The 25,404-nt window shown below is 67.7% G+C and carries 22 protein-coding genes and 1 riboswitch; of the genes, 15 read left to right on the top strand and 7 right to left on the bottom strand.

Annotated features, from left to right (window positions below; genetic code table 11):
• Window positions 1-27: 27 nt before the first annotated feature.
• Complete coding sequence (locus IHE57_RS05825) at window positions 28-480, bottom strand: hypothetical protein (RefSeq protein WP_209371587.1); 453 nt, start codon at window positions 478-480, stop codon at window positions 28-30.
• A gap of 148 nt (window positions 481-628) precedes the next feature.
• On the opposite strand from IHE57_RS05825, the gene IHE57_RS05820 reads away from it, so the two are divergent.
• The 15 genes from IHE57_RS05820 to IHE57_RS05750 all read left to right on the top strand — a co-directional run bounded on the left by IHE57_RS05820 (window position 629) and on the right by IHE57_RS05750 (window position 19,096).
• Entirely contained in the window at window positions 629-1,627 is a 999-nt protein-coding gene (locus IHE57_RS05820) for a pseudouridine synthase (protein ID WP_209371585.1), read from the top strand.
• Between the two features lie 92 nt (window positions 1,628-1,719).
• On the top strand, window positions 1,720-2,382 hold the full coding sequence (locus IHE57_RS05815; RefSeq protein WP_209323548.1) for a GntR family transcriptional regulator: 663 nt from the start codon (window positions 1,720-1,722) through the stop codon (window positions 2,380-2,382).
• A gap of 190 nt (window positions 2,383-2,572) precedes the next feature.
• Window positions 2,573-4,099: an IMP dehydrogenase gene (gene guaB, locus IHE57_RS05810; protein ID WP_209371583.1), complete on the top strand. Its 1,527-nt coding sequence runs from the start codon at window positions 2,573-2,575 to the stop codon at window positions 4,097-4,099.
• 640 nt (window positions 4,100-4,739) lie between these two features.
• Window positions 4,740-6,239 carry a pyridoxal phosphate-dependent decarboxylase family protein gene (locus IHE57_RS05805; protein ID WP_209371580.1) on the top strand — a complete coding sequence of 500 codons (1,500 nt, stop codon included), beginning with the start codon at window positions 4,740-4,742 and terminating at the stop codon, window positions 6,237-6,239.
• Window positions 6,236-7,606 carry a lysine N(6)-hydroxylase/L-ornithine N(5)-oxygenase family protein gene (locus IHE57_RS05800; protein WP_209371577.1) on the top strand — a complete coding sequence of 457 codons (1,371 nt, stop codon included), beginning with the start codon at window positions 6,236-6,238 and terminating at the stop codon, window positions 7,604-7,606. Before IHE57_RS05805 ends, IHE57_RS05800 begins: the two co-directional genes overlap by 4 nt.
• Window positions 7,603-10,203 (top strand): GNAT family N-acetyltransferase, encoded by a 2,601-nt coding sequence (locus tag IHE57_RS05795; RefSeq protein WP_209371574.1) that lies wholly within the window; start codon window positions 7,603-7,605, stop codon window positions 10,201-10,203. Before IHE57_RS05800 ends, IHE57_RS05795 begins: the two co-directional genes overlap by 4 nt.
• 183 nt (window positions 10,204-10,386) lie before the next feature.
• Entirely contained in the window at window positions 10,387-10,971 is a 585-nt protein-coding gene (locus IHE57_RS05790) for a GNAT family N-acetyltransferase (protein ID WP_209371571.1), read from the top strand.
• Between the two features lie 210 nt (window positions 10,972-11,181).
• Window positions 11,182-12,249: a LacI family DNA-binding transcriptional regulator gene (locus tag IHE57_RS05785; protein WP_209371556.1), complete on the top strand. Its 1,068-nt coding sequence runs from the start codon at window positions 11,182-11,184 to the stop codon at window positions 12,247-12,249.
• A 94-nt stretch (window positions 12,250-12,343) separates the two neighbouring features.
• Window positions 12,344-13,438, top strand: a complete 1,095-nt coding sequence (locus tag IHE57_RS05780) for a substrate-binding domain-containing protein (RefSeq protein ID WP_209371553.1) — start codon at window positions 12,344-12,346, stop codon at window positions 13,436-13,438.
• Between the two features lie 90 nt (window positions 13,439-13,528).
• Window positions 13,529-14,353 (top strand): ATP-binding cassette domain-containing protein, encoded by an 825-nt coding sequence (locus IHE57_RS05775; RefSeq protein WP_209323540.1) that lies wholly within the window; start codon window positions 13,529-13,531, stop codon window positions 14,351-14,353.
• Complete coding sequence (locus tag IHE57_RS05770; RefSeq protein ID WP_209323539.1) at window positions 14,350-15,561, top strand: sugar ABC transporter permease; 1,212 nt, start codon at window positions 14,350-14,352, stop codon at window positions 15,559-15,561. The genes IHE57_RS05775 and IHE57_RS05770 overlap by 4 nt, the downstream gene beginning before the upstream one ends.
• 59 nt (window positions 15,562-15,620) lie before the next feature.
• Window positions 15,621-15,739: riboswitch (TPP riboswitch) on the top strand.
• Entirely contained in the window at window positions 15,727-16,650 is a 924-nt protein-coding gene (gene thiM / locus IHE57_RS05765) for a hydroxyethylthiazole kinase (RefSeq protein WP_209371551.1), read from the top strand. It overlaps the preceding riboswitch by 13 nt.
• Window positions 16,647-17,402 (top strand): thiamine phosphate synthase, encoded by a 756-nt coding sequence (gene thiE / locus IHE57_RS05760; RefSeq protein ID WP_209371548.1) that lies wholly within the window; start codon window positions 16,647-16,649, stop codon window positions 17,400-17,402. The genes thiM and thiE overlap by 4 nt, the downstream gene beginning before the upstream one ends.
• Window positions 17,399-18,310: a bifunctional hydroxymethylpyrimidine kinase/phosphomethylpyrimidine kinase gene (thiD, locus tag IHE57_RS05755; RefSeq protein ID WP_209371546.1), complete on the top strand. Its 912-nt coding sequence runs from the start codon at window positions 17,399-17,401 to the stop codon at window positions 18,308-18,310. The genes thiE and thiD overlap by 4 nt, the downstream gene beginning before the upstream one ends.
• A 30-nt stretch (window positions 18,311-18,340) precedes the next feature.
• A complete protein-coding gene (locus IHE57_RS05750; RefSeq protein WP_209371544.1) occupies window positions 18,341-19,096 on the top strand; it encodes a TenA family protein in 756 nt (251 codons plus the stop codon).
• Between the two features lie 99 nt (window positions 19,097-19,195).
• Here the strand turns inward: IHE57_RS05750 and IHE57_RS05745 are convergent, their stop codons facing one another.
• The 6 genes from IHE57_RS05745 to nadA form a co-directional block, all read right to left on the bottom strand.
• Window positions 19,196-19,720: a DUF1648 domain-containing protein gene (locus IHE57_RS05745; protein WP_209371541.1), complete on the bottom strand. Its 525-nt coding sequence runs from the start codon at window positions 19,718-19,720 to the stop codon at window positions 19,196-19,198.
• A 57-nt stretch (window positions 19,721-19,777) separates the two neighbouring features.
• The gene (locus IHE57_RS05740; protein WP_209323533.1) at window positions 19,778-19,993 is read right to left on the bottom strand and encodes a hypothetical protein; all 216 of its coding nucleotides are present in this window, start codon (window positions 19,991-19,993) and stop codon (window positions 19,778-19,780) included.
• A 103-nt stretch (window positions 19,994-20,096) separates the two neighbouring features.
• Window positions 20,097-21,311, bottom strand: a complete 1,215-nt coding sequence (locus IHE57_RS05735; protein WP_209371539.1) for a cysteine desulfurase family protein — start codon at window positions 21,309-21,311, stop codon at window positions 20,097-20,099.
• A gap of 1 nt (window position 21,312) precedes the next feature.
• A complete protein-coding gene (nadC, locus tag IHE57_RS05730; RefSeq protein WP_209371536.1) occupies window positions 21,313-22,164 on the bottom strand; it encodes a carboxylating nicotinate-nucleotide diphosphorylase in 852 nt (283 codons plus the stop codon).
• A complete protein-coding gene (nadB, locus tag IHE57_RS05725) occupies window positions 22,158-23,813 on the bottom strand; it encodes an L-aspartate oxidase (RefSeq protein ID WP_209371534.1) in 1,656 nt (551 codons plus the stop codon). Before nadB ends, nadC begins: the two co-directional genes overlap by 7 nt.
• A gap of 5 nt (window positions 23,814-23,818) precedes the next feature.
• On the bottom strand, window positions 23,819-25,102 hold the full coding sequence (gene nadA, locus IHE57_RS05720; RefSeq protein ID WP_209371529.1) for a quinolinate synthase NadA: 1,284 nt from the start codon (window positions 25,100-25,102) through the stop codon (window positions 23,819-23,821).
• Window positions 25,103-25,404 lie beyond the last annotated feature (302 nt).

Here is a 25,404-nt window from a genome sequence, read left to right as displayed (position 1 = left end):
TCCGGCGGAGTTCGTCCGACCTCGGGCTCAGCCGCGGCGGTGAGCCGACAGGCAGCGTCGCCGGTCGAGCCGCAGGACTCGGGCGCCGATCCGCAGCCGGCGCAGCGTGCAGTCCGCGGGACCGTGAAACTCGGGCCGAGGAGGACGGCTGATCGCAGACGGCCAGAGTCCTCCGTAGACGGCGCCGGCTTCCCAATCCGAGGTTCGGTGGGCGCCGAACTCCGACGCCTCGATGAACGATGTGAACTCGTCGACGAGCCGCTGCTGCATCTGCAGGAGGCTCTCTGTGCTTCCGGGATAGTCGAGGAGGACTTCGACGGCCTCCCCGCAGACGACGATTCTTGCGGTGAGCCGTCGTGCATCCTTGGGATCGCGGATCATCGCAATGCTGTCCCATTCGTCATCGGCGAACATGCCGAGGACGACCGGAGTGACGACCTTCTCGCTGAAAAACTTCTCCGTCAGTTCGGTGTGGTCCATGCCTTCCACCATAGGCCCAGTCGGATCGAGAAGTCCTCTTGGCCGCGGATGTCCCGCATGTCGAGAGGTCCTCTGCACGGACGGGGAGAAGTCTGCCCGGGCTTCGGCCCTGAACAGCCTGTCCGGGCTTCGGCTCTAGACTGAGGGGATGCCACGCAGTCCGCTCCCACCTCGAGAGGGCATCTCGGCGACCGCGCTGCGCGCCCCGGGCGGGAAAGCCACGCACGCGAAGAGCCACCTTCCAGTGCCCGAGACGATCGGGGCCTGGCTGGAATCCGAATTCCCCGAGGCGAGTCCGGCCGCTCGCCGCGGCCTGCTGACCGAAGGGGGCATGCGCGACGAGGCGGGCCGTGCGGTGGCGTGGGAGGATCCGGTCATCCCCGGCGGGTTCTACTTCTTCCATCGTCCGGTGCCGACTGAGGAGCGGATCCCCTTCGAAGTCGGCATCGCGTTCGAGGACGAGGACCTCCTCGTCGTCGACAAGCCCCACTTCCTCGCCAGCACCCCCAACGGTCGGTTCGTCCGCGAATGCGTCGTCACCCGCCTGCGCGTCGACCTCGATCTGCCGGACCTCGTGGCCATTCACCGCCTCGACCGGATCACCGCAGGGCTCCTCATCCTGTCGAAGAGACCGGAGACTCGTGGCCGCTACCAGCGCCTGTTCCAGGACAGACTGGTCAAGAAGACCTACCGGGCATTGGCCCCGGTCCCGCCTTCGGGCCTGGAGTTCCCGCTGGTGCGGCAGTCACGGCTGGTCAAGCCCGCCGGAGGCCGGCAGGTCCTCGAAGTCGATGGTGAGCCGAACGCGACCAGCAGCATCCGGCTGCTCCGGACGATCACACCAGCTGATCATTCCGAGGCCAACGCAGGTCCACCTCGGCGAGGGGGCGCGGTCGAGGTCGCCGAATACGAGCTCGAACCGGTCACGGGCAAGACCCACCAGCTGCGAGTGCACATGAACGCACTCGGGCTGCCCATCCTCGGCGATCCGGTGTATCCGGTCGATCTGGCACCCGATCCCTACGACTTCAGCTCGCCTCTGCAACTCCTGGCATCGGAGATCGCGTTCGACGATCCGCAGACCGGGCACCCGCGCCGGTTCACCACACAGCTGAACCTCGACCCGACGGCTGTCGCGGCGCCCTGAGCCATCGGGCTCGGTCGGTCCGACGCCGAGGTCCGCCCACCCACGGCGCCGAGGTTCGCCCACCTGCGACGGGGACACGGTAGCCTGGTGTCATGAGTCCACATGCCCCCGGATGCACCTCAGAGGCCATCGTCGCCCTTGTCCGCACCCGCATCACCACCGGTGAGTACCCGGCCGGAAGCCCGGTCCGCGATGGTGCATTGGCCAAGGAATTCAACGTCTCGCGCAACACCGCACGCGAATCGCTCAGCCTCCTGCGCCACGCGGGACTGCTGACCCAGGAGCCCAACCGCGGATTCTTCGTCAGCACCTTCGGCATCGACGAGCTCAAGGACCTCTACCGCGCCCGCCGGGTCTTCGAGATCCGCGCTGTCCAGGAATCCCAGGACGCCACCGACGAGGCGATGGCCGCCGTCGAAGCCTCAGTCGTCCGGGCTGAGACAGCACCGAAGAACGAGTCCTGGACCGACGCGCAGGAGCATTCGGCCTCCTTCCACCGGGCGATCGTCGGACTGCTCGGCTCCCCGCTGCTCGACGAGTTCTACCTCAACCTCATGGCCCGCCTGTCGACGACGTTCTCCCGCTCGCCCGAACCCGGCAAGTACCACTCGCACTGGGCCAACCCGCACCGTGACATCCTCGAGAAGATGAAGTCGGGCGACCGGCAGGGTGCCGAAGGCCTGCTGCGCATCCACCTCGACGACTCCGAAGCCTCGACGCTCGACCTCGCACGGTCGGTTGGGGAGGGGCGCTGAGGCACGCTGGCGTTTCCGCGGGTCCGTGTGGGGTTCCGCGGGACCGGCGTGGGGCCCGTGTTCGAGCCGTTGCCGGCGTCCCGATCCGTGTAGTCAGTCTCACAGTGCTCGGTGCTTGAAACCATAGCCGTCGCCTATTCGACTCCGATACCATTGACGCACCGTATCTTCGTGTCGAAAGGCTGTTTTCATGGGGAACCCTGAGCAGGAATCACAGGCCGCAAACGATCCGTTCTCCCTCACGGGACTCACCTACGACGATGTCCTCCTCCTGCCAGGCGACACCGATGTCATCCCCTCCGAAGCCTCCACGACGACCCGTCTGACCAAGGAGATCGAGCTCAACATCCCGCTCGTCTCCGCAGCCATGGACACCGTCACCGAATCGCGGATGGCCATCGCCATGGCCCGCATCGGCGGCCTGGGCATCATCCACCGCAACCTCTCGGCCGAGGACCAGGCCGACCAGGTCGACTACGTCAAGCGCTCCGAATCGGGCATGATCAACGACCCGCTGACGATCACCGCGGACAAGACGCTGACCGAACTCGACGAGATCTGCGGCAGGTACCGGATCTCCGGACTGCCCGTCGTCGACGACCACGGCGTCCTCGTCGGCATCGTGACCAACCGCGACCTGCGCTTCGTCACCCACAGCGAATTCCCCACCCGCACCGTCGCCGAGACGATGACGAAGATGCCGCTGGTCACCGCACCCGTCGGCGTCTCCGCGGAGAAGGCCTTCGAACTGCTCGCCGAGCACAAGGTCGAGAAGCTGCCCCTGGTCGACGACAACAACGTCATCAAGGGCCTCATCACCGTCAAGGACTTCGTCAAGACCGAGGAGTACCCGCTGGCCACGAAGGACGACGAGGGTCGCCTGCGCGTGGGTGCGGCCGTCGGCTTCTACGGCGACGCCTATGAACGCGCAGGAATGCTCGCCGAGGCGGGCGCAGACGTCCTCGTCGTCGACACCGCCAACGGCCACGCCCGCGGAGTCACGGACATGATCAAGACGATCAAGTCCGACCCGGCCTTCGCCCACGTCCAGATCATCGGTGGCAACGTCGCGACGAAGGAGGGCGCCCAGGCGCTCATCGACGCCGGCGTCGACGCCGTCAAGGTCGGCGTGGGGCCCGGATCGATCTGCACCACCCGCGTCGTCGCCGGCGTCGGAGTCCCGCAGGTCACCGCCATCCACCTCGCCGCGCAGGCCGCACGCGCCGCCGGCGTCCCGGTCATCGGCGACGGCGGGCTCCAGTACTCCGGTGACATCGGCAAGGCCCTCGTCGCCGGTGCCGACACTGTCATGCTCGGCTCCCTGCTTGCAGGCTGCAACGAATCGCCCGGTGAGCTCATCTTCATCAACGGCAAGCAGTACAAGGCCTACCGCGGCATGGGGTCGCTGGGCGCCATGGCACCGCGCAAGGGCAAGTCGTATTCGAAGGACCGCTACTTCCAAGCCGACATCGCCACCGACACCGATCTCATCCCCGAGGGCATCGAAGGTCACGTCGCCTATCGCGGACACCTCAAGCACGTCGCCCACCAGCTCACCGGCGGACTGCGACAGACGATGTTCTACGTCGGCGCGCGCACCATCGACGACCTCAAGGCCAAGGGCAAATTCGTCCGCCTCACCACTGCGGGGCTGAAGGAAAGCCACCCGCACGACATCCAGATGACGGTCGAGGCCCCGAACTACGTCGTGAAGTGAGGCTTGAGGCTCCGAAGTGAGGGGCGGGTCAGCCGCAGTCTCTGCCGAGTTGTGCAGGGGCTGCGGCCTTTTCGTGTCTTCGGCGGGTGCTGGTGCAACGAGTGGTCATGTTCGGATATTTTCCAGCCCATAAAGTATCCGAACATGACCTCTGGTCGGCCGGGTACCGGTTGCGGCGTTGCGGGTCGGAGGCGACCACTGATTGGTCGGGCAGGCGTTTGCTGCTGCGGACCGTAGCGCGCCGCGGTCGTCACGCATCGTCTGTCTCACGATGCTGGACGACTCGCGTGGATGTGACGGATGCCACTCTCCCGTTTTTGCGCCCGTGCACCTGTAGTGCAGACAGGCTCCTTGCCGCGTGATTTCGGGGGAGGAGCGGCCTCGCCCGGGACTCATCTGCGACAGCAGTAGTCATCGCACCTGGTCAGAGCCCCTTCGGAATCGGAGATAGTTAGGGTAGGTTTCCCTAATGCGAACCGCGCTCCGCGGTCCGTTCATCGAAGGAGGAAACCACACAGTGACGACTTCTCTGCTTTCCGATACCGCAGCGATACCACCAGCAGCGCCCCTTCACGCCCCCGATTTTCCCCATAGCGACGCCCTACTCGGCGCCCACAGCGCCGACGAATACACATCACTCATGCACGACGTCGTCGACGCACTCGGCGAACGCTTCCGCACAACTGAGCGGGCCGCCTCGGCGAAGGACCGCTCCGGTCTGCAGGCCGCGGTCGACGCCGTCGATCTCGACACCGCCGGAGTCGGCAATGCCGAAGCCCTCCGCGAAGTCGACGCCCTCTACGCCGACAATGCGGTGTGGTTCCACCACCCCAGCTACGTCGCCCACCTCAACTGCCCGGTCGCCGTGCCCGCCGTCGCCGCCGAGGCGATGCTCGCAGCCATCAACACCTCGGTCGACACCTACGACCAGTCCGAAGTCGCCACCCTCATGGAACGCCGCCTCATCGACTGGACCTGCGGGCACATCGGCTTCCCCGCCGGCGACGGAATCTTCACCTCCGGCGGCACCCAGTCGAACCTCCAGGCGCTGTTCCTCGCCCGGGAGAACGTGCTGGCCGGACTGACCGATCATGCCGACGAGTCCGACCGTGGCGAGGCCGCTGATGCCGAACCTCGCCGAGGCGGCCCCTCCGAGCCGTCGGACCGGTCAACCCGCCGTGACCAGCTGCCCCGCCTGCGCATCCTCGCCACCGACCAGGCCCACTTCTCCGTGGCCCGGGCCGCGTTCCTCCTCGGCCTCGACGCCGAGGCGGTCGTGACCGTGCCGACCGATGCCGACGGGCGCTTGGACGCCGAAGCGCTGCGGGCGAGCCTGCTCGCGATCGACGCGAACGGCGCCATCCCGATGGCCGTCGTCGCCACCGCCGGAACCACGGATCTCGGGGTCATCGACCCGCTCGTGCCCATCGCCGAGGTCTGTGAAGCCGCGAACGTGTGGCTGCACGTCGACGCCGCCTACGGGGGAGGACTCCTCTGGGCCCCACGCCGTGCTCACCTGCTCGACGGGATCGGTCGGGCCGCCTCGGTGACCATCGACTTCCACAAGACGTTCTTCCAGCCGGTGTCGTCCTCGGCGCTGCTGGTCAGGGACACAGCGGCCTTCGACCCGACCATCCACCATCACGACTACCTCAACCCCGAGGCCGAAGCGCAGTCCGCCGACGCCGAACCGAACCAGGTCGACAAATCCTTGCAGACCACCCGCCGCTTCGACGCACTCAAGCTCTGGGCGACGCTGCGCGCCCGCGGGGCCGGGGAGATCGGTGCAATGATCGACACCGTCTGCGACCTGGCCGATGAGGTGCGCGAACTGCTCGAGGACCAGGCCGACTTCGAAGTCCTGGGCGGCTCGGACCTGTCGACCGTGCTCTTCCGCTTCGCCCCGCCGAACGCGGACCGGCAGACGTGTGATGAACTCGTGCCGATCATCCGCCGCGTCCTCTTCCGCTCCGGCCGGGCCGCCGTGGCCCGCACCGTCATCGCCGGCACCCCGTGGCTCAAACTCACCCTGCTCAACCCCGACACCGGCATCGACGACATCACCGCCGTCCTCGACCTCGTCCGCGCCACCGGACACGGAATCCTGGCCGGACGCACCCTCGAAGGAGGTGCGGCATGAGCGCACATGACACCCACGACCTCCTCGGCGTCGGCATCGGCCCCTTCGGCCTCGGCTTGGCCGCGCTGTCGGAACCGCTCGGCGACGTCGACGCGGTCTTCCTCGACCAGCGCCCCGAGTTCCGGTGGCATCCGGGCATGATGATCGAAGGCTCGACCATCCAGGTGCCGTTCCTCGCCGATCTCGTCACCATGGCCGATCCGACCTCCCCGTACTCGTTCCTCAAATTCCTCAAGGAACAGGGCCGGCTCTACCCCTTCTACATCCGCGAATCCTTCTACCCGCTGCGCGCCGAATTCGACGAATACTGCCGGTGGGTCGCCGCCCAGCTGGACTCGCTGCGCTGGAACCGACGTGTCGTATCCGTGACCCGCGAGGACGGAATCTACACCGCCCTCGCCGAGGTGACCGACGCCGCCGGATCAGTCGTGACGACCGAGACCTACCGCGCCCGCCACCTCGTCCTCGGCGTCGGCACCCGCCCGGTGCTGCCCGAGGCACTGCAGGGCATCGGAGCCGAGGAAGGGGTCGGTCCGCTCATCCACACCGCCGACTACCTGGACACTCGCGAGGCCCTGCTCGAGTCCGGTGCCGTGACCATCGTCGGCAGCGGACAGTCGGCGGCCGAGATCTACCGGGATCTCATCGACGATGCCGAGGACCGCGGGGTTCGACTGGACTGGGTGACCCGTTCACCGCGGTTCTTCCCCATGGAGTACACGAAGCTCACCCTCGAGATGACGTCCCCGGAATACACCGACCACTTCCGCGCCCTGCCCGACGAGCTGCGCGACCGCCTCGGCCGCGAGCAGCGCACCCTGTACAAAGGGATCTCCGCCGACCTCGTCGACGACATCCACGACACCCTCTACCGCCTCAGCCGCTGCGGTCGGACACTGCTGACCAATCTCATCTCCGAAGCCGAACTGCAGACGGCGACGGTCGATCCGATCAGCGGCGAGTACCTTCTCGACTTCCGCAACACCGCACTGGACAAGACCTTCACCCGACGCAGCGGAGCCGTGGTCGCAGCCACCGGCTACCGTTCGCAGGTGCCGGACTTCCTCGCTCCGCTCGGCGATGACGTGCGTCTCGACGCTCACGGCCGCCTCGACGTCAGCCGCCACTACACGATCAACGACGAGGGCACCATCCATGTGCTCAACGGCGAAGAGCACACTCACGGCGTCACCGCTCCTGACCTCGGCTTCGGCCCCTGGAGGGCCTCGGTCGTACTGGCTGCGGTGACCGGCCGCGAGCCCTATCCGATTGAGAACCGGATCGCGTTCCAGACCTTCGGGGTGCCCGATGACGATCCCGCCGCCGCCCTCGACCTCGACGACTCCAAGGAGATGTCACACGCATGACCACCGAACTCATCACCGACCCGACCGACACACCGACCACCGCCCCGGCCGAGGCGGCCCACCCGGCTTCCGAGGACGCGAACCCGACCGCGAACCCGATCGCGGGTTCGACCGTCGAGCCGACGGCCGCCTCGGCGAGGGTGACCATCCGGCCGCTCGACGTCGTTCGGGACACCGCCCAGCTCCACGCCTGGCTCAGCCACCCGCGCGCCCAGTACTGGATGATGACCGACCTCGACGAGTCGGCAGTCCGCGACTACCTGACAGGCATCCGCGACTCCGCCGACGACGCCGGCTGGATCGGATCCGTCGACGGCACCGACTGCTTCTACGTCGAGACCTACACCCCGGACAGCCTCATCCCGCAGAACGTCCTGGCCACCGGTCCGGGCGACATCGGAATGCACCTGCTCGTGGCACCACCGGCGGGGCCGGCCGTGCACGGGCTCACCGACCGGATCATGGCCGAGGTCATCGACTTCTGCCTGCGCCCGACTGACCAGGGCGGGCGCGGCGGCCACCGCGTCGTCGTCGAACCCGACGCCCGCAACGACGCCATCATCGAAAAGAACCGGGCAGCCGGCTTCCACCCTGTGCGGCAGGCGACGATCCTCATGGGCGAAGTGGAGAAGCGAGCCCTGGTGAGCGTGTGCTCGCGGGCCGACTTCGACGCGAGCGAGCTCGCCGGCCTCGTGGGGCATGGGCGCGACACCGACCAGGACGCCTCGCTTCCGCAGGCCTACGCCCACCTCAACGCCGATGCCTTCGCCGTGTCTCAGCGCCACCTCGTGGCCAAAGCCCTGTCCGAATTCGCCCACGAACGACTCATCACCCCGGTGCGCTCGTCCTCTGGCGGCGCCGGAGAGGGAAGGAGCCCCTCGGACGGTGGCGCTGCCACGGACGGCGGTGGCGCCGCCACGGACGACGGCGGCGACGCCTCGGCGGTCGGCGACACTTGGGAGCTGGCGATCGACGGCGCCACTCGCTACACCTTCACGGCCCGCCTGCTGCCGCTCGAGCACTGGGTCATCGACGAAGACAGCATCAGCCGTTGGCGCGACGACACCGAGGTCCCACTCGACGTGCAGGAGCTCATCGTCGAACTCCAAGACGATCTCGCCCTGCCCGAAGACCTCATCTCGACCTACCTCGAGGAGCTCGCCTCGACGCTGGCTGGCGCCGCCTTCAAACTCGAGGACGCCCGGGCCGGGAAGCGACCGGATGCGCGCGGACTCGTCGACGCGGACTTCCAAACCACCGAGGCGGCCATGACCGAAGGCCACCCCGGATTCCTCGCGAACAACGGACGCATCGGATTCGCCCTCAGCGACTTCCGCACCTGGGCACCGGAGAACGGCAGACGCAACCGCCTCGAATGGATCGCTGTCAGACGCGAGCACAGCCATCTGTCCCTCGGAGACGGACTCGACGAATCCGACCACCTCGACCAGGCGCTCAGCGAGGCTGAACGCGAACTCTTCGACGCCCGCATCAGGGCGGCCGGGCAGGATCCCGAGGACTTCCACCTCATGCCGATACACCCCTGGCAGGCCGACCACCGCCTGGCGATCACGTTCGCTGCCGACATCGCCCGCGGAGACCTGCTGCCGCTGGGAGAGGGATGTGATGAGCACCAGGCGCAGCAGTCCCTGCGCACCTTCTTCAACCACTCGCGCGCCGGGGCCCCGTACGTCAAAGTTGCGCTCGCCGTGCAGAACATGGGATTCCTGCGCGGACTGTCGCCGAAGTACATGCGCAACACCCCGGCCATCAACGACTGGGTCGCGGACCTCATCAGCTCCGACGACACCTTCGCCGAGACCGGATTCCGGGTCCTGAGGGAACGGGCGGCACTCGGCTACACCGGAGATGTCTACCACCGGACGAAGGAGACGAATCCGCATCGCAAGATGCTCGCGGCGCTGTGGCGAGAGAACCCTCTCGCACAGATCACACAGGGTCAGAAGCTCATCACCATGGCCGCTCTGCTCCACCGCGATCATGAGGGCCGCTCCTTCGTCGGTGAGCTCATCCGCGCATCGGAGCTGGAGCCGGAGGACTGGGTGCGCAGCTATCTGCGCGTCTATCTGCGACCGCTGCTCCATGCCCTGCTCGCCCACGACCTCGTGTTCATGCCGCACGGGGAGAACCTCATCCTCGTCCTCGACGACAGCACGGTCACCGGCGCGTTCATGAAGGACATCGGTGAGGAGGTCGCCGTGCTCGGCCACCGCGAACTGCCCGAGGAGGTCGAACGCATCCGCGCCGTGGTCTCCGGCGAGGAGAAAGCGCTGTCGGTGTTCACAGACATGTTCGACGGAGTCCTGCGCCACCTGTCGGGAATCCTCGATGCCGACGGACTCATCAGGGCCGGGCGCTTCTGGGGCCTCGTGGGCGAGGTGCTCGACGACTACGAAAGCGAGCACCCTGAGCATTGCCGCGGGGTCAGCGGAGACGTCGACCTGCGCGCTCCGCGCTTCGACCACTCCTGCCTCAACCGCCTGCAGCTGCGGAACACGAAGCAGATGGTCGACATCGGCAACCAGGCCGAATCGCTGCTCTACGCCGGCACCATGCCCAACCCCGTGGCCCGCTGACCACGACGAACACCAGCATCGCCGAGGTGGGGCGCCGTGGCCGAGCTCCACCTCGGCGAGTCTATGCATCGGTCGGATGCGGTGGCGAAGATTAAGCACTATGCAGGCCCCGCTGAATATCCGTACCGCTCTTGCCGGAGGTATGCTCCACGCAAAAGTGAAAACGGAGAGCAGGAGGCGCCGATGCCGCACGCCGACGACGAATCGGCACTAGCGCTGGCTACCGAGCAGAAGATCTATGACGTCGTTGAGCCTTTGGGTGACAGCGACCGAATTGGACGTGCCAAAGTTCTCTTGGCGCGAGGATTATCTCCGCCGATCGTTCCTGATCGGCAGATCACCTTACAGCCTATTGCGACCGAAGAAGCGTGGAATCGCTATGCTTGTGAACGCGTCGCGGTCGAGGCCGATTTCGGCGTCACCGAGTCGCGCGCCCGCGCCATGGTTGACGAACTTCGGCAGCGTGCGAAGCGTGTCGGTATGACGCTGTTCTTCGCGGTCGCCGGACACGACGTCGTAGGAGCTATTGGGCATTTCAAGCTATCGGTTCCACACGGAGATTGCGTACGCCTGCAGGAGGTTGACATATTTCCACAATGGCGTGGCAGAGGATATGGGACGTCCATGCTCTTGGAGATGCTGCACCACGTGGCGAATCAGGGGTGCACCATGGCTGTCATCGGCGCAGACGAGGACGACTGGCCTCTGGGCTGGTACCGCCGACATGATTTCTTCGATGTACTGCGCGTCCGGTCTGCCCGTCGCTAGGTGTTTGACCGACCATTGGTTCCGCAGCGCAACCGCCAAGCCTCATCGCTGCACAAGCGGTGCTGGGGAGGGCGAAACTGACAGCACGCAATTCATCTTCTTCGGTTCTATGGGTCCTCGTGCGCGCAGGGCATACGGCTATCATCAATCCAGCGGCTGCTGATCTTTGCGGCCGTTCACGAACCGGTTCTCGGACTCAAAGGTGTGGTCATGGCGAAGCAGAACGAGCGGCCGACGCTGGCCACCGTCGCTGCGCATGCCGGAGTGAGCATCAAGACCGCCTCCCGGGTGCTCAACGGGGAGAAGCACGTCGCGCGTGCGACGGCGCAGAAGGTCGAAGAGTCCGCCGCCGAACTCGGCTTCCGCCTCAACCCCACAGCCAAGAGGCTGCGTGCCGGTGGGCGCTCGCCCTATGTCGGCGTCGTCCTCTCCGCCGCCGACGATGCGCTGCAGACCCGCGCCTTCACCGCTCTCGAGGCGGAACTCTCGGCCGTCGACCTCCGCCCTGTGGTGACCGTGATCGGGGACAGCCCGGACCGCGAAGAGGCCTTCCTCGACGAATGCCTGTCCAACGACCTGTCGGGAATCATCGTCCTCCGGGCCCACCCGGACATGACCGGGATCTATTCCCGGGCCGCCGGCTCCGAAGTCAGGATCGTCTCCTTCGACCCCGCAGTCACCGGGGCGGGAGTGACCGTCATCGCCGGTGACGAAGTCGCCGCCGGGCAACTGGCCGCCAGGCAGCTGCTCGATCACGGGCACCTCGCCCTCGGCGTCATCGGCGATCATTCGACGAGCCTCGTCACCATCCGCCGCCTCGAGGGCATCCAGTCCGCTTTCGCCGGCCGCGGCGATATCGGCTGGCGGGCCTATATGCGCGAGGACGCCCATGACGAGGCCAGTGCGAAGAACGTCGTTGCCGCCTGGCTCGGGTCCCGCAGCGCCCCGAGCGCGCTCATCACCCTGTCCGCCACGCTCACCCAGGGTGCCATCGACGCCTGCCGCCGCCTCGGCGAATGGCCGGCGCTCGTGGGCATCGACGATTTCCCCACCGCCGAACTCCTCGACGTCACCGTCGTCGACCGTGACATCGAGGCCATGGCCGCCGAGGCGGTCCGCCGACTGCAGGCTCCGGCGGGGAAAGGCGACGGCTGCCTCGGTGGGAGCGGCGGCGACGGACTCGATGGCGGAGCCGATCGCACCGGCGGGGGACAAGACGTCTTCCCGGTTGCCCTCATCGCCCGGGGCAGCGGCGAGGAACCGCCGGATCGGCGGTGAAGACTTTCGCAGCGAAACAGTTGACACCGGGGGTCGATCGGCGAATCATATTCAACAACCTGACAACGTTGTCAGAATGATTGAAAGGTTCACAATGAGGCACAACCTGAAGTCCCACAAGAAGCTGGCCCTTTTCGGTGCCTCGGTCGCCATCGGCGCGCTCGCGCTCAGCGGCTGCGGCAATCAGAAGGGCCAGGGCAATGCGGAAGCCGACAGCGGTTCCGGCGGTGACGGGGACGTCACCATCGCACTGCTCCTTCCCGAGTCGAAGACCACCCGGTACGAGTCCCTCGACAAGCCGAACTTCGAGAAGTACGTCGCCGAGGCCAACCCCGACGCGAAGGTCGAATACCGCAACGCCAACCAGGACGCGACCCAGCAGCAACAGCAGTTCGAAGCGGCGGTCACCGAGGGTGTGGACGCCATCGTCCTCGACCCAGTCGATGCCTCTGCGGTGTCATCGGCACTGTCGAAGGCAAAGGCGAAGAAGATCCCGGTCATCGCCTACGACCGCTTCTTCGAAGGTGCCGACTACTACACCTCCTTCGACAACAAGAAGATCGGCAACCTGCAGGGCCAGGCCGTGCTCGACGGCCTCAAGGCCGAGGACGTCGACCCGAAGTCGGGCCCGGTGTGGATGGTCAACGGTGACCCGAAGGACCCGAACGCCGCGGACTTCAAAGCCGGGGCCGAAGAGACCCTCAAGGACGCCGGCGTCGACATCGCCGCCAGTCACGACACCCTCGACTGGAACCCCGACGACGCCCGCCAGTGGGTCGAGGGCCAGCTGCAGGGCAAGGGCGAGAAGCCGATCGCGATCTACGCGGCCAACGACGGAACCGCAGGCGGCGTCATCGCCGCGACGAAGAAAGCCAAGGTCGACCCCGTCGTCACCGGTCAGGACGCCGAGGTCGACGGCCTGCAGAACATCCTCAAGGGCGACCAGTACGCCACGATCTACAAGTCGATCCCGCCCCAGGCCGAATTCGCCGCGAATGCCGCCGTCGCGCTGGCAGGCGGCGAGGACGTCGACGCCGGAACGACCTACAAGGACACCCCGACGGACTTCGTCGAGGCCAAGGTCGTCACCAAGGACTCGGTCAAGGACATCGTCGGCGATCAGATCAAGGCCGACGACATCTGCACCGGCAGCGTGAAGAAGCTCTGCGCAGACGCAGGAGTGAAGTGACTCAGCGACGGTGCAGACGCGACATGACAGCCCACCTGCCGGCGGCCCTCCGGGTCGCCGGCAGGTGGGGGCGGCGACAGCGAGGAACAGATGACATCTGAGACACCCGAACCGACCCCCGCGGCGGCGCAGGCGCCGGGAGACAGCAGCGAACCCGTGCTCGAGCTGCGCGGAATCAACAAGAGGTTCGGGGCCGTGCAGGCCCTGACCGACATCCACCTCACCGTCGGCCGCGGCGAAGTCGTCGGGCTCGTCGGCGACAACGGCGCCGGCAAGTCGACGCTGATCAAGGTCATCGCCGGCGTCCACGCCGCCGATGAGGGCGATCTCGTCATGAACGGCACGAAGCAGAGGTTCTCCTCACCCAAGGACGCACAGAAGGCCGGAGTGGCCACGGTGTTCCAGGACCTGGCCCTATGCGAGAACCTCGACGTCGTGGCCAATCTGTTCCTCGGGCACGAGAAGACCCGTGGGGGAGTCCTCGACGAGGTGGCCATGGAAGCGAAGTCCTGGGAGCTGCTGCGCAGCCTGTCGGCGAAGATCCCGAGCGTGCGGGTGCCGATCGCGGCCCTGTCCGGCGGCCAGCGGCAGACCGTTGCCATCGCCCGGTCCCTGCTGGGCGAGCCGTCCCTGGTCATGCTCGACGAGCCGACTGCCGCCCTCGGCGTGGCACAGACGGCCGAGGTGCTGAACCTCATCGAGAGGCTCAAGGAACGCGACCTGGGTGTGCTGCTCGTCAGCCACAATATGGCCGATGTGCAGGCCGTCGCCGACCGTGTCCACGTGCTGCGGCTGGGCAAGGACGTCGGCGACTTCCCCGGGGACGAACGCACCGATGTGCTCGTCGCCGCGATCACCGGAGCCAGCGACAATGTCGTGACGAAGAGGGCCGCACGCAGGGGTGAGCGCCGATGACTCGCAACTCCTTCATCACCGATGAGCGGATCTCCAGCGAGGGGGTCGTCGGCACGTTCGTCCGACGGGTCAAGGAGGGGCAGCTGGGGGCGTTCCCGGTCATCCTCGCGCTCGTCGTCATCGTCATCGTCTTCCAGACGGCCGATTCCAACTTCATCTCACCGGCCAACCTCGTCAACCTCTCCACCCAGGTCGCCTTCCTCGCGATCCTTGCGCTGGGCATCAACCTCATCCTGCTCCTCGGCGAGATCGACCTGTCCCTGGCGCAGCTGGGCGGGTTGGCGGCCTCGCTGCTCGGTGTGCTCGTGGTCCGGCAGGGTGTGCCGCCGGCCATCGCGCTGATCATCATGCTGCTGCTCGGGCTCGTCGTCGGAGCCGTGCAGGGATGGTTCTTCGCCGTCGTCGGCATCCCCGCCTTCGTCGTCACCCTGGCCGGCCTGCTCGCCTTCACGGGGCTGACGCTGACGACCTTGGGCACGCAGAAGAACCTGTCGATGTCGGAGACCTTCGCCTTCGACTTCGCCAGCTACTATTTCCCGGCCATCTGGGCCTACGTCTTCGGGGCGGTCGCGATCATCGGCTTCGGTGCCGGAATCATCCATTCGAAGCTACGTCGGCATCGTGAGGGGCTGAACGCGCCGAGCTGGACCTCGGTGATCGTGCGCATCGTGCTGCTGGCCGCGATCGTGTTCGGGTTCCTCATCCTCGTCAACCAGGACTTCGGGCTGGCCATGCCCTTCTTCCTCATGATGGTCATCGCGATCGTCATCGATCTGGTGCTGCGCAAGACCCGCTACGGCCGCTCGATCTACGCCGTCGGCGGCAAGGTCGAAGCCGCCAGGCGAGCCGGCATCCGCGTCACCTGGGTGCGCATCAGCGTGTTCATGGCCGCGGGCGTGCTCGCCGCACTGTTCGGGTTCATCAAAACAGGGGTGACGACGAACGCCGGATCGACCCTGGTCAGTACCCAGGACCTGCTCAACGCGATCGCGGCAGCCGTCATCGGCGGCACCTCGCTCTTCGGCGGACGCGGTTCGGCCTGGGCCGCCGTGCTCGGTGCCCTGGTCGTCGGAGCGATCAACAACGGTCTCTACCTCATCGGCTTCAACTCCGATGCGCAGCAGATCATCACCGCGCTCGTCCTCCTCACCGCCGTCGTCATCGACGCCCTCAGCCGCCGCGGCCAGAGGTACGTCGGCCGGGGGTAGGGGAGTCCGGCCCTCACCGTGCGGACTCGCCCCGTCCCGGTGGGGCTGATACAGTCGAAGCCAATGACATGGGGTGCCTCATGACGATCCGCGGCAGCGGAGTTCGGCGAGGCTGAGAGAACACCCATCGAACCTGATCTGGGCCATACTAGCGAAGGGATCGTCATGGTTGACTTCGACCTGCGTTCTGCCAACGCACGACTGCGTGCGGGACATCCGCTCATCCAATGCATCACGAACACCGTCGTGCAGCAATTCAGCGCGAACGTGCTCCTGGCCGTCGGTGCGTCCCCGGCGATGCTCGACCATGAGGCCGACGCCGGGCAGTTCGCCGGCATCGCCGACGGCGTGCTCATCAATTTCGGCACCGCTTCGAATCATCAGCTGCTCGCCGCCGATGCCGCCATCGACGTCGCCGCTGCCGCCGACAAGCCCTGGGTGCTCGACCCCGTCAGCGTCGGCGCGGTCGACTTCCGCACCTCTCGCATCCGCCGCGCCGCCGCTGACCGACCGACCGCGATCCGCGGCAACGCCTCGGAGATCGCGGCTCTGGCCGGAGTCGGCCTCGGCGGACGCGGAGTCGACTCCACCGATGAGGTGGACGCCGTCCTTCCCGCCGCCGCCCAGCTGGCACGCACGACCGGTGCGATCGTCGCGGTGTCCGGGCCCAGTGATGCCGTCGTCGCGCACATCGACGGAACCGACCATGTCGCCTATATCGACGGCGGCCACGACTTCATGCCGCTGGTCATCGGCACGGGCTGCTCCCTCGGCGCCGTCACCGTCGCCTACCTGGCCACCGCGGACTCCAGCACTGCAGGCCCGGACTCCGCAGCAACGGTCCAGGCAGCTGAGGCGGCCGGGGAATCGGCCACCGACAGTGCGGCCGCCCTGGCGAGATTCGAAGCCGTCGTCGCCGCCCACGCGCACTTCGCCGTCGCCGGAGAACTCGCCGCCGCCGGAGCGCAGGGGCCGGGCAGCTATTCGGTCAGCTTCCTCGACGCACTCCACGCCGTCACCGGTGACCAGCTGGGCCAGGCGCGGGTCAGCCACCGGGCGCTGACCGCGGACGAAGGCGTGCAGGCATGACCGCCGGATCCGCCCACACCGCAGACAGCCCCCACGACACAGGGGACCAGGGCGTGACCGTTCAGTCTCAGGACCGCTTCGCCGGCATCGACACCCGCCTCTACCTCGTCACCGACTCCGCTCAGTGCGAAGCGGCCGGCCGCACCGTCGCCGAGACCGTGCACGAGGCCGTCGCCGGGGGAGTGGGAATCGTCCAGGTCCGCGACAAGGACATCGACGACACCGCCTTCTACTCGCTGACCCGCCAGGTCATCGCCGCCGTCGACTCCGCCACCGCAGGCACCGATCGCACAGTCCCCATCGTCCTCAACGACCGCGTCGAGGTGGCCCGCCGCCTCATCGACGAAGGCGAGATCGTGCACATCCACGTCGGCCAAACTGATGCCACCGTCGCCGAGGTGCGCGCCACCTTGGGCGAGGCACCGCTGATCGGTCTCTCGGCCGCGAACAGCGCCGAATTCGCCGCCGCCCGCGACACCGGAGTCGTCGACCTCATCGGCATCGGGCCCGTCTACGACACCACGACGAAGGCCGACGCCCCCGACGGCATCGGACCCGAGCGCCTCGGCGAACTCGTCACCGAAGCGGGCATCCCGGCTGTCGCGATCGGCGGCATCAGCATCGACCGGGCGCCTGAGCTGCGCGACCGCGGACTGCTCGGCATCTGCGTGGTCTCGGCCATCTGCACCGCCGAGGACCCGAAGGCCGCGGCCGAGCAGCTGCTCGCCGCCTTCACAGGAGGCCACGCATGAGCACCCGCCCGCCCATCACCCTGTCCATCGCCGGCACCGACCCCTCTGGGGGTGCCGGCATCCACGCCGACCTCAAGACGTTCACCGCGCGGGGGACCCTCGGCACGACCGTGATCACCGCGCTCGTCGCGCAGAACACGCACGGGGTGTCTCGGGTCTATCCGATCGACGACGACTTCGTGGCCGACCAGTTCGACTCCGTGCTCGACGACATGCCCGTCGACGCCTCGAAGTCCGGGATGCTCGGCACCCGTTCACTCGTCGAACTCGTCGCCGCCCGCGCCGCAGCCGGCAGGCTCGGATTCTTCACCGTCGACCCGGTGATGATCGCGACCTCCGGGCACCGGCTCCTCGAAGCCGATGCCGTCGATGCGGTGCGCACCCACCTGCTGCCCGTCGCCGACCTCATCACCCCGAACCTCCCCGAGGCGGCCCTGCTGCTCGGAGACGACGAACCCGAAGCGGGATCGTCCGCACAGATGCGTGACCAAGCCCGGCGCCTGCTCGACCGGGGGCCCGGCGCCGTCCTCCTCAAGGGCGGACACGGCAGCGACGGGGACGTCTCCGACATCCTCGCCACCCGCGACGGGCAGATCCGCGAATTCACCCACCCGAGGCTCACCACCCCGAACACGCACGGCACCGGATGCACGCTGTCGGCGGCGATCACCGCCGAGGTGGCCGTACTCGGCCGCGAACGCGCAGTGTCCGCGATAGGGGCGGACGGCGACGCAACAGCAGCGTCCGCGGCAGGTGCCGACCTCCTCGGCGATGCCGTCAGCAATGCCCTGGATTTCCTGGCCCGCGCCCTGGCCTCGGCCGCCGACTGGCAGGTCAGCCTCGACCCCGTCGGCGCCCACGGACCCGTCGACCATCAGGTCGACATCATCCGCGGTCAGCCCGCCTGAACCACGTCACACGAGCACAAAGGAGTTCCCATGACCGTCGATTTCGCCGCCGGCCCCCAGACCACTCAGCTGTGGGAGCGCGTCCGCCCGATCGTCGAACAGATCGAAGACCTGCCGTTCCTCGCCCAACTCGCCGACGGCAGCCTCGACGTCACGGCGTTCACGAACTACATCATCCAGGACGGCATCTACCTGAACGGCTACGCGAAGGCGATGTCCTTCCTCGCCGCAAAGACCGTCGACCGCGACGAGTCCCGCTTCTGGGCCGGCTCGGCGGCCGAGGCGATCACGGTCGAGGAGGGCATGCACGAAGAGCTGCTGGCCGATTCGCGTCTGGCCGCCGCACATGCCGGGCTCACCGGCGCCAGTGCGGGTGCCAAGGCTTCGCCGACGACGCTCGGCTATGTGTCCTTCCTCGTCGCCACGGCTGCCAGCCGCTCCTACGGGGAAGGCGTCGCCGGAGTGCTGCCGTGCTTCTGGGTCTACGCGCACATGGGCAAGGTGCTCATCGACGAGGCCGGGCAGATGGCCGCTGACCATCCGTACCGGGCCTGGGTCCAGACCTATGACTCACCGGAGTTCGACGAATCGACCCGCCACGCGGTGCAGATCCTCGAACAGGAGCTCGCGAAGGCCCCGGACGAGGAAGCGGCACGGATGCGCGCGGCCTTCGAACAGGCGTGTGTCTACGAACTCCACTTCTGGGCCTCGGCACACGCGATGCAGAACTGGGACGCCTCCATCTTCCTGCCGCAGGGTGCTGCGGTCGAAACCGCGAGCGTCTGAGGGAAGCTGCTGAGACCGTCTCTGCCATGACGGCGCTGAAGCCGACGCGCCGCTGCTCCGCTTCGCCGAGGCCGGCCCGCTGAGCCCATGGGCCCGGGCTCACCTCGGCGGGCGGAGCCGGCGGACAAGGTTGATCAGAGCCGCTGCGGTGATGATGAGGAAGACGCCGGTGGGAAGGAACGTCATCCCCGTCGGCATCGTCGCCCCGCGCCCCTCGCGCATGATCATCACGAGCACCGTCGTCAACAGCAGGGCCATTGCCCCGCCGAGGATGCGCATGAACTCCATGAGGCAGTCATAGAGGTAAGTGCGCTCGCCGTGTGCGAGCCAGTACTCCTTGAACGGGATGTTGACGATGGAGCTCGGGAGCTTCTCCCAGATCCAGCGGATCGAGAAGAGCAGGGGAAGACCCACGCCGATCGGCACGAGCCAGCCCAGCGTGCCTGCCTTCGACGACCAGTCGTCGGGCTGTCCCGAGGAATCGAAGTGGCTCGCGACGGTGTCCGGGGCCTGGATCCAGAACCACACGGCGGTGCCGATGAACACGAGGATCGACACGGCTGCGAACACGAGCGCCGCGAAGGCCCCGAACGGGTTCTGACGTTGAGGTGCAGAGGAAGTCACCCTGCCACTTTAACAACAAGGGAAGTTCTGTCATTCAGCGGCAGGCGCGAGCGAACCTCAGGCGTGCGCTGTGCCGGACGATCCGTCGGGGTAATGGGTGAGCGGTCCGAACGATCCGAGCGCATGCCAACCGCGGCGCAGCGTATTCCACAGGAGCACGTGATCGACCTCCATGAGAGGGACGCGATCGTGCCTCGGGCACGCGTATCGCCCGACGAAGAACACGATCGTCGAAAACATCACGGCAATCATGAACAGAATCAGCAGATCCATGGTGGCCCCCTCACACCCGGTACGAATGCTTGCCCCTATTTTCTCCCCGAATCGCGAAGAATGATAGGGGCGTCTCGCCTGGTGGGTGTGAGAGTGGACACAATCAGGTGTAGCTGAGGGCGAGACTCTCGGCCGCCTCGATGACCGCCTGCGAAGCGAGGCGCCCCTGTTCGTCCGTGACACCGGCGGGGAAGGTGAAGCGGACGCTCGTCTGAGCGACCTCGGCCTCGATGCCCAGAGCCACGAGCACATGCGAGGCCTCATCGGAACCGACCGCACAGGCAGATCCGCTCGAGGCCGTCACGCCGAGGCGTTCGAGCTCGAGGAGGACGGCCTCACCGGAGGTGTTCGGGAAGCAGAAAGACGCATGATTCGGGGTCCGCGCTTCCGGGCTGCCCGTGAGGAAGGCTCCCGGAACCGCGCTCAGGACGGCGGAGATGAACGCGTCGCGCACGGCCCGGACACGGTCGGCGGCTTCGAACCGCTCCGCCTCGGCGAGTTCCAGGGCCGTTGCGAAGGCGACCGCCAGGGCCACGTTCTCCGTGCCCGACCGGCGGCCGGATTCCTGCCCGCCGCCGTGGATGAGCGGTTCGACGGGGATGCGGGCGCGGATCGCGGCCACACCGATGCCCTTCGGCGCACCGACCTTGTGCCCGGCCAGGGTGAGCGCGTCCACGCCGAGACCCGACAGCGGCAGCCACCCGGCCGCCTGCACCGCATCGGTGTGGAACAGCGCGCCCGAGGCGTGCGCGACCTCAGCCAGGGCGGGGACGTCGGCGACGGTGCCGATCTCATTGTTCGCATAGCCGAGGCTCACGACCGCGGTGTCCGGCCGCACAGCAGCCTCCAAAGCCTCGGGAGACACCGTCCCATCGGGGCCGAGTGCGACCTCGGTGACGTCGAATCCGTGCACTCGGGTGAGGAACTCCGCCGAGGCGAGCACCGCTTCGTGTTCGATCGCCGAGGTGACGATATGTCGCCGAGGCGGCCCGCTGCCACGTGGATGTGCCCCGCCCGGGGCCCCTCGTCCGGCCTGCGTACCGACGAGGGCCTGGGTGCCGAGGGCCATGCCGATGATCGCGAGGTTGTCCGCCTCGGTGCCGCCGCTGGTGAACGTGATGTCCGTGCTGCGCATGCCGAGCACCCGCGCCACCCGGGACCGCGCGTCGGCGAGGGCCTCCGACGAGATCCGCCCGATCTCGTGATGGCTCGAGGGATTGCCGAAGGCGCCGGCCAGATACGGCCACGCGGCTTCGAGGGCCTCCCGGCGCACGGGTGCCGCCGAGGCCGTGTCGAGGTACAGTCGGCCGCCGTCCATCTCAGTTCTCCAGGCTCAGGTCGAGACCGAGGTCGACGGCGCGCACACTGTGGGTCAGCGCGCCTGAGGAGATGACGTCGACGCCGGTGGCGGCGATCTCGCCGATCGTGGCCAGGGTGACATTGCCGCTGGCCTCGACGATGGCGCGGCCGCCGATGAGCTCGACGCCCTCGCGCAGCCGGGTGGGGCTGAAGTTGTCGAGCATGATGATATCGGCGCCGCCGTCGAGCACGGCCGGAATCTGGTCGAGCCGGTCGACCTCGACCTCGATCACCGTCGTGTGCGGCAGGCGGGCCCGTGCGGCACGGATCGCTTCGCTGACATCAGCCCCCTCGCCGGCCAGGACGGCGAGGTGGTTGTCCTTGACCATGACCGCGTCCGAGAGCCCGAAGCGGTGGTTGTGCCCGCCTCCGCACACGACCGCGTGCTTCTCGAACGCCCGCAGCCCCGGGGTGGTCTTTCGGGTATCGGCGATGCGTGCACGACCGGCTGCAGCATCCACATAACTCCTGGTCAGAGTTGCGATGCCGCTCATCCGCTGACAGAAGTTCAAGGCGATCCGCTCGGCCCGCAGGACTGCTCTGGCCGGGCCGCGCACCGTGGCCAGGACATCTCCTGAGCGGAAGGGTGCGCCGTCGGAAGACCGCAGTTCGACCGCGACCTCGTCGTCGACGAGTCCGAAGGCGCGGGCGAAGACCTCGATACCGGCGAGGACCCCGTCCTCCCGGGCGCGCAGCGCTGCGCGTGCCGAAGCGTCGGCGGGGACGAAGGCCTCCCCGGTGACATCGCCCCAGGGCGCGTCCTCGTCAAGGGCGAGGCGGAGTGCGGAATCGATGGTGGCGTTCGTCAGCATGCGGTGGTCTCCTCGAGCAGGTCGGTGGACGTGGCGCGGGGCGCGAGTGCGCTCGCCGGCGGGGTATCGGTTCGGGTATGGGCACCGAGGCTGAGCGGGCGCGCCAGCGCATGCCGGGCCATGTGTGCGGCGATGAGGGCGAGGTTCGACGTCTCGACCCGATCGACGAGAGAATCGTGACGCATCATGTCGGTCGCGGAATCGTGCCGCATGTCGGCTCCGGTCAGATGCCCAGCGGTCACCGGAGCCTCACCGAGGCGGCTGAGCAGGAGGCGCAGACCGGCGGCGTGTCGTTCCACGCCGAGGTGGGCCCAGGTCAGTTCCCGCAGCTCGGCCCGTGTCAGGCCCGCCCGACGAGGCAGCCGGCGATCGCCGGTGCGTGCGGGTTCCGTGCCGGCCCGGCCGGGGGTGTGAACGGCCCCTGCGGACACCGAGCCGAGGTTGGCGCGGTGCTGGCCGGCGACGTCGCCGAGCTCGGCTTCGATCGCTCGAGTCGCGCGCTCGCCGAAGACCGCTCCCTCGAGCAGAGAGTTCGAGGCCAATCGGTTCGCCCCGTGCACCCCGGTGCATGCGACCTCACCGACGGCGAAGAGCCGGCCGATGCTCGTCCGTCCCTCGAGGTCCGTGGCGATTCCGCCCATGAAGTAGTGCGCGGCAGGGGTGACGGGAATGAGATCCTGCTCCGGGTCCAGACCACGGGCGGCAAGGCCTCGGGTGATGCTCGGGAATCGAGCCGCCACCTCAGGCACCCGCCTGGCATCGAGGAAACAGGGCCGACCGTCCTGGGCGGCAGACCGGCGGTGCAGGGCCAAGGCCACGACATCGCGCGGAGCGAGCTCGGCCCGGTCGTCGACCTCGCGCATGAAGCGCCGTCCCTGTTCGTCGACGAGCAGGGCCCCGGCGCCGCGCACGGCTTCGGAGATGAGGAGACCGGGTCCGGCCAGCGCGGTCGGATGGAACTGGAAGAACTCGAGATCGCGGACTCGAGCTCCGGCTCGGAGGGCCGCGGCCAGTCCGTCCCCGGTCGCCGCGGCCGGGTTCGTCGTGTGTGCGAAGAGCTGCCCGGCACCGCCGGTGGCCAGCACGACCGCATCGGCGGACAGACGCTCGAGGCGACCGCCTCGGAGGGCGGTGATGCCGGTGCACTCGCCGCGCGCGCCGTGTTCCTCGGTGACGAGGTCGACGAGCATCGTTTGCTCGAGCACGCGCACTCGCCCCGCGGTCGCCTCGGCGCGCAGACGACCGGTCAGTGCCACGATGATCGCTCGACCGGTCGCATCGCCGGCGGAGTGGAAGATGCGCGGGTGGGAATGCGCCCCCTCCATGCCCCGGGCCCAGGCACCGGTCCGGTCCGAGTCGAACTCGACTCCTGCCTCGGCGAGGTCGACGACGGCCGCACCCCCGGCCTCGCACAGCACGCGCACTGCCGACTCGTCGCAGTGTCCGGCACCGGCGGTCAGGGTGTCCGCCGCATGGGCCTCGGCCGTGTCCTCGGTGCCGATGACCCCGGCGATTCCGCCCTGCGCCCACTCGGTGTTCGACTCGCCGAGCGCGCCCTTCGTCACGAGCGTGACCTCGTGACAGCGGGCCAGCCGCAGTGCCGCTGTCAAACCGGCGATGCCGGAGCCGATGACGATGACCTGTCCCATGGGACTCAGATCCGCGGCTTCGCGGCGAGCATCCGCGTCAGCGACACTCTGGCGGGGTCGGCCACCGAGGCGTCGACCGAGATCTGATTGACGACCTCCCCGTCGAGCAGCGACTCGAGAACCCAGGCGATGTAGCCGGGATGGATCCGGTACATCGTCGAGCACGGGCAGATGACCGGATCGAGACAGAAGATCGTGTGCTGCGGATGTTCGGCGGCCAGCCTCTGCACGAGGTTGATCTCGGTGCCGATGGCGAAGGCGGTCGGCTCGCTGGCCTCGGCGATGGCCTTCGTGATGTAGGCGGTCGAGCCGGACTCATCGGCGGCGGCGACGGTCTCGCGAGGGCACTCGGGGTGGACGATGACGCGGACGTCCGGATGCTCGGCCCGCGCCTTGTCGATCTGCGCAGGGGTGAAGCGCTTGTGCACTGAGCAGAAGCCCTGCCACAGGATGACGCGAGCGTCTTCCAGCGCGTCGGCGGTGTTGTTGCCCAGCGGCCGGGCCGGATTCCACAGCGGCATCTCGTCGAGGCCGATGCCCATATTCACCGCCGTGTTGCGCCCGAGGTGCTGGTCGGGGAAGAAGAGCACGCGCTGTCCGCGTGCGAACGCCCACTCGAGGACCACCTCGGCGTTGGAGGAGGTGCACACGATGCCGCCGTTGCGGCCGCAGAAGCCCTTGATCGCGGCCGAGGAATTCATGTACGTGACGGGGACGACCGGGACGCGGCCGTCGGCATCGGGCTCCGTGCCGAAGATCTCTGCCAGCTGCTCCCAGCAGTCCTCGACCTGGTCGATGCTTGCCATATCGGCCATCGAACAGCCGGCGGCGAGGTTGGGCAGGATGACCGACTGGTTCGGCTGCGAGAGCAGATCGGCGGTCTCGGCCATGAAGTGCACGCCGCAGAAGACGATGGCTTCGGCCTCCGGGTGGTTCTGAGCGGCGCGGGCGAGCATGAACGAGTCGCCGATGTAGTCGGCGTGCTCGACGACCTCGACGCGCTGGTAGTGGTGCCCGAGCAGCACCACGCGATCGCCGAGAGCCTCCTTGGCCCGACGGATCCGAGCGTCGAGCTCCTCGGCCGAGGCCTGCTTGTACTCGTCCGGGATCTCGCCCTGACGCGGGGCTCCGACCGGGATCGGATCGGCCAGCGACGCGCCGGGGCCGTAGCCGGGGCGGACATCGATGTCCCACGGCGCATCGAGCAGCTCCGTCGAACACATATCGTCCTTCGCGCCCGCAGCCGAGATGTCCTTGAGGGTGAGTTCGATCGAAGCTGTGGTGGTCATCATCGTCCTTCGCGTCGGTGGGTGGAGGCGCGACGGGATCCGCCCGTCGGCACCACTCGAAAAATTTTGCGCAGAAGTGCTTTAATGGTTTGCGCAGAAGTGAGCTTAATCGCGTGGGTCGGCGATGTACAACTCCGGCCAGGGGGAGCGCCGATGCCGTGCCGGGATGGGCGGGGGCGCGCGGGATGTTCTAGGCTGGGGTCCGGCTCGCAATCCGAGTCGATGCGCACTGCGGAGGGCACCCGTGGGAGAGGCCGCTGCTTCAGACCGGAGCACAGACCCCGACCCGCCCGCGCCTGCAC

It is taken from the genome of Brevibacterium renqingii, from assembly GCF_017808105.1.
Lineage (GTDB): Bacteria > Actinomycetota > Actinomycetes > Actinomycetales > Brevibacteriaceae > Brevibacterium > Brevibacterium renqingii.
This window is presented reverse-complemented; position numbering and strand designations above follow the sequence as displayed.

Bases quoted from the DNA above. Each gene is read 5' to 3' on its own strand.
- IHE57_RS05825 (WP_209371587.1), bottom strand. From the start codon at position 480: ATGGACCACACCGAACTGACGGAGAAGTTTTTCAGCGAGAAGGTCGTC.
- IHE57_RS05820 (WP_209371585.1), top strand. From the start codon at position 629: ATGCCACGCAGTCCGCTCCCACCTCGAGAGGGCATCTCGGCGACCGCG.
- IHE57_RS05815 (WP_209323548.1), top strand. From the start codon at position 1,720: ATGAGTCCACATGCCCCCGGATGCACCTCAGAGGCCATCGTCGCCCTT.
- guaB (WP_209371583.1), top strand. From the start codon at position 2,573: ATGGGGAACCCTGAGCAGGAATCACAGGCCGCAAACGATCCGTTCTCC.
- IHE57_RS05805 (WP_209371580.1), top strand. From the start codon at position 4,740: ATGCACGACGTCGTCGACGCACTCGGCGAACGCTTCCGCACAACTGAG.
- IHE57_RS05800 (WP_209371577.1), top strand. From the start codon at position 6,236: ATGAGCGCACATGACACCCACGACCTCCTCGGCGTCGGCATCGGCCCC.
- IHE57_RS05795 (WP_209371574.1), top strand. From the start codon at position 7,603: ATGACCACCGAACTCATCACCGACCCGACCGACACACCGACCACCGCC.
- IHE57_RS05790 (WP_209371571.1), top strand. From the start codon at position 10,387: ATGCCGCACGCCGACGACGAATCGGCACTAGCGCTGGCTACCGAGCAG.
- IHE57_RS05785 (WP_209371556.1), top strand. From the start codon at position 11,182: ATGGCGAAGCAGAACGAGCGGCCGACGCTGGCCACCGTCGCTGCGCAT.
- IHE57_RS05780 (WP_209371553.1), top strand. From the start codon at position 12,344: ATGAGGCACAACCTGAAGTCCCACAAGAAGCTGGCCCTTTTCGGTGCC.
- IHE57_RS05775 (WP_209323540.1), top strand. From the start codon at position 13,529: ATGACATCTGAGACACCCGAACCGACCCCCGCGGCGGCGCAGGCGCCG.
- IHE57_RS05770 (WP_209323539.1), top strand. From the start codon at position 14,350: ATGACTCGCAACTCCTTCATCACCGATGAGCGGATCTCCAGCGAGGGG.
- thiM (WP_209371551.1), top strand. From the start codon at position 15,727: ATGGTTGACTTCGACCTGCGTTCTGCCAACGCACGACTGCGTGCGGGA.
- thiE (WP_209371548.1), top strand. From the start codon at position 16,647: ATGACCGCCGGATCCGCCCACACCGCAGACAGCCCCCACGACACAGGG.
- thiD (WP_209371546.1), top strand. From the start codon at position 17,399: ATGAGCACCCGCCCGCCCATCACCCTGTCCATCGCCGGCACCGACCCC.
- IHE57_RS05750 (WP_209371544.1), top strand. From the start codon at position 18,341: ATGACCGTCGATTTCGCCGCCGGCCCCCAGACCACTCAGCTGTGGGAG.
- IHE57_RS05740 (WP_209323533.1), bottom strand. From the start codon at position 19,993: ATGGATCTGCTGATTCTGTTCATGATTGCCGTGATGTTTTCGACGATC.
- IHE57_RS05735 (WP_209371539.1), bottom strand. From the start codon at position 21,311: ATGGACGGCGGCCGACTGTACCTCGACACGGCCTCGGCGGCACCCGTG.
- nadC (WP_209371536.1), bottom strand. From the start codon at position 22,164: ATGCTGACGAACGCCACCATCGATTCCGCACTCCGCCTCGCCCTTGAC.
- nadB (WP_209371534.1), bottom strand. From the start codon at position 23,813: ATGGGACAGGTCATCGTCATCGGCTCCGGCATCGCCGGTTTGACAGCG.
- nadA (WP_209371529.1), bottom strand. From the start codon at position 25,102: ATGACCACCACAGCTTCGATCGAACTCACCCTCAAGGACATCTCGGCT.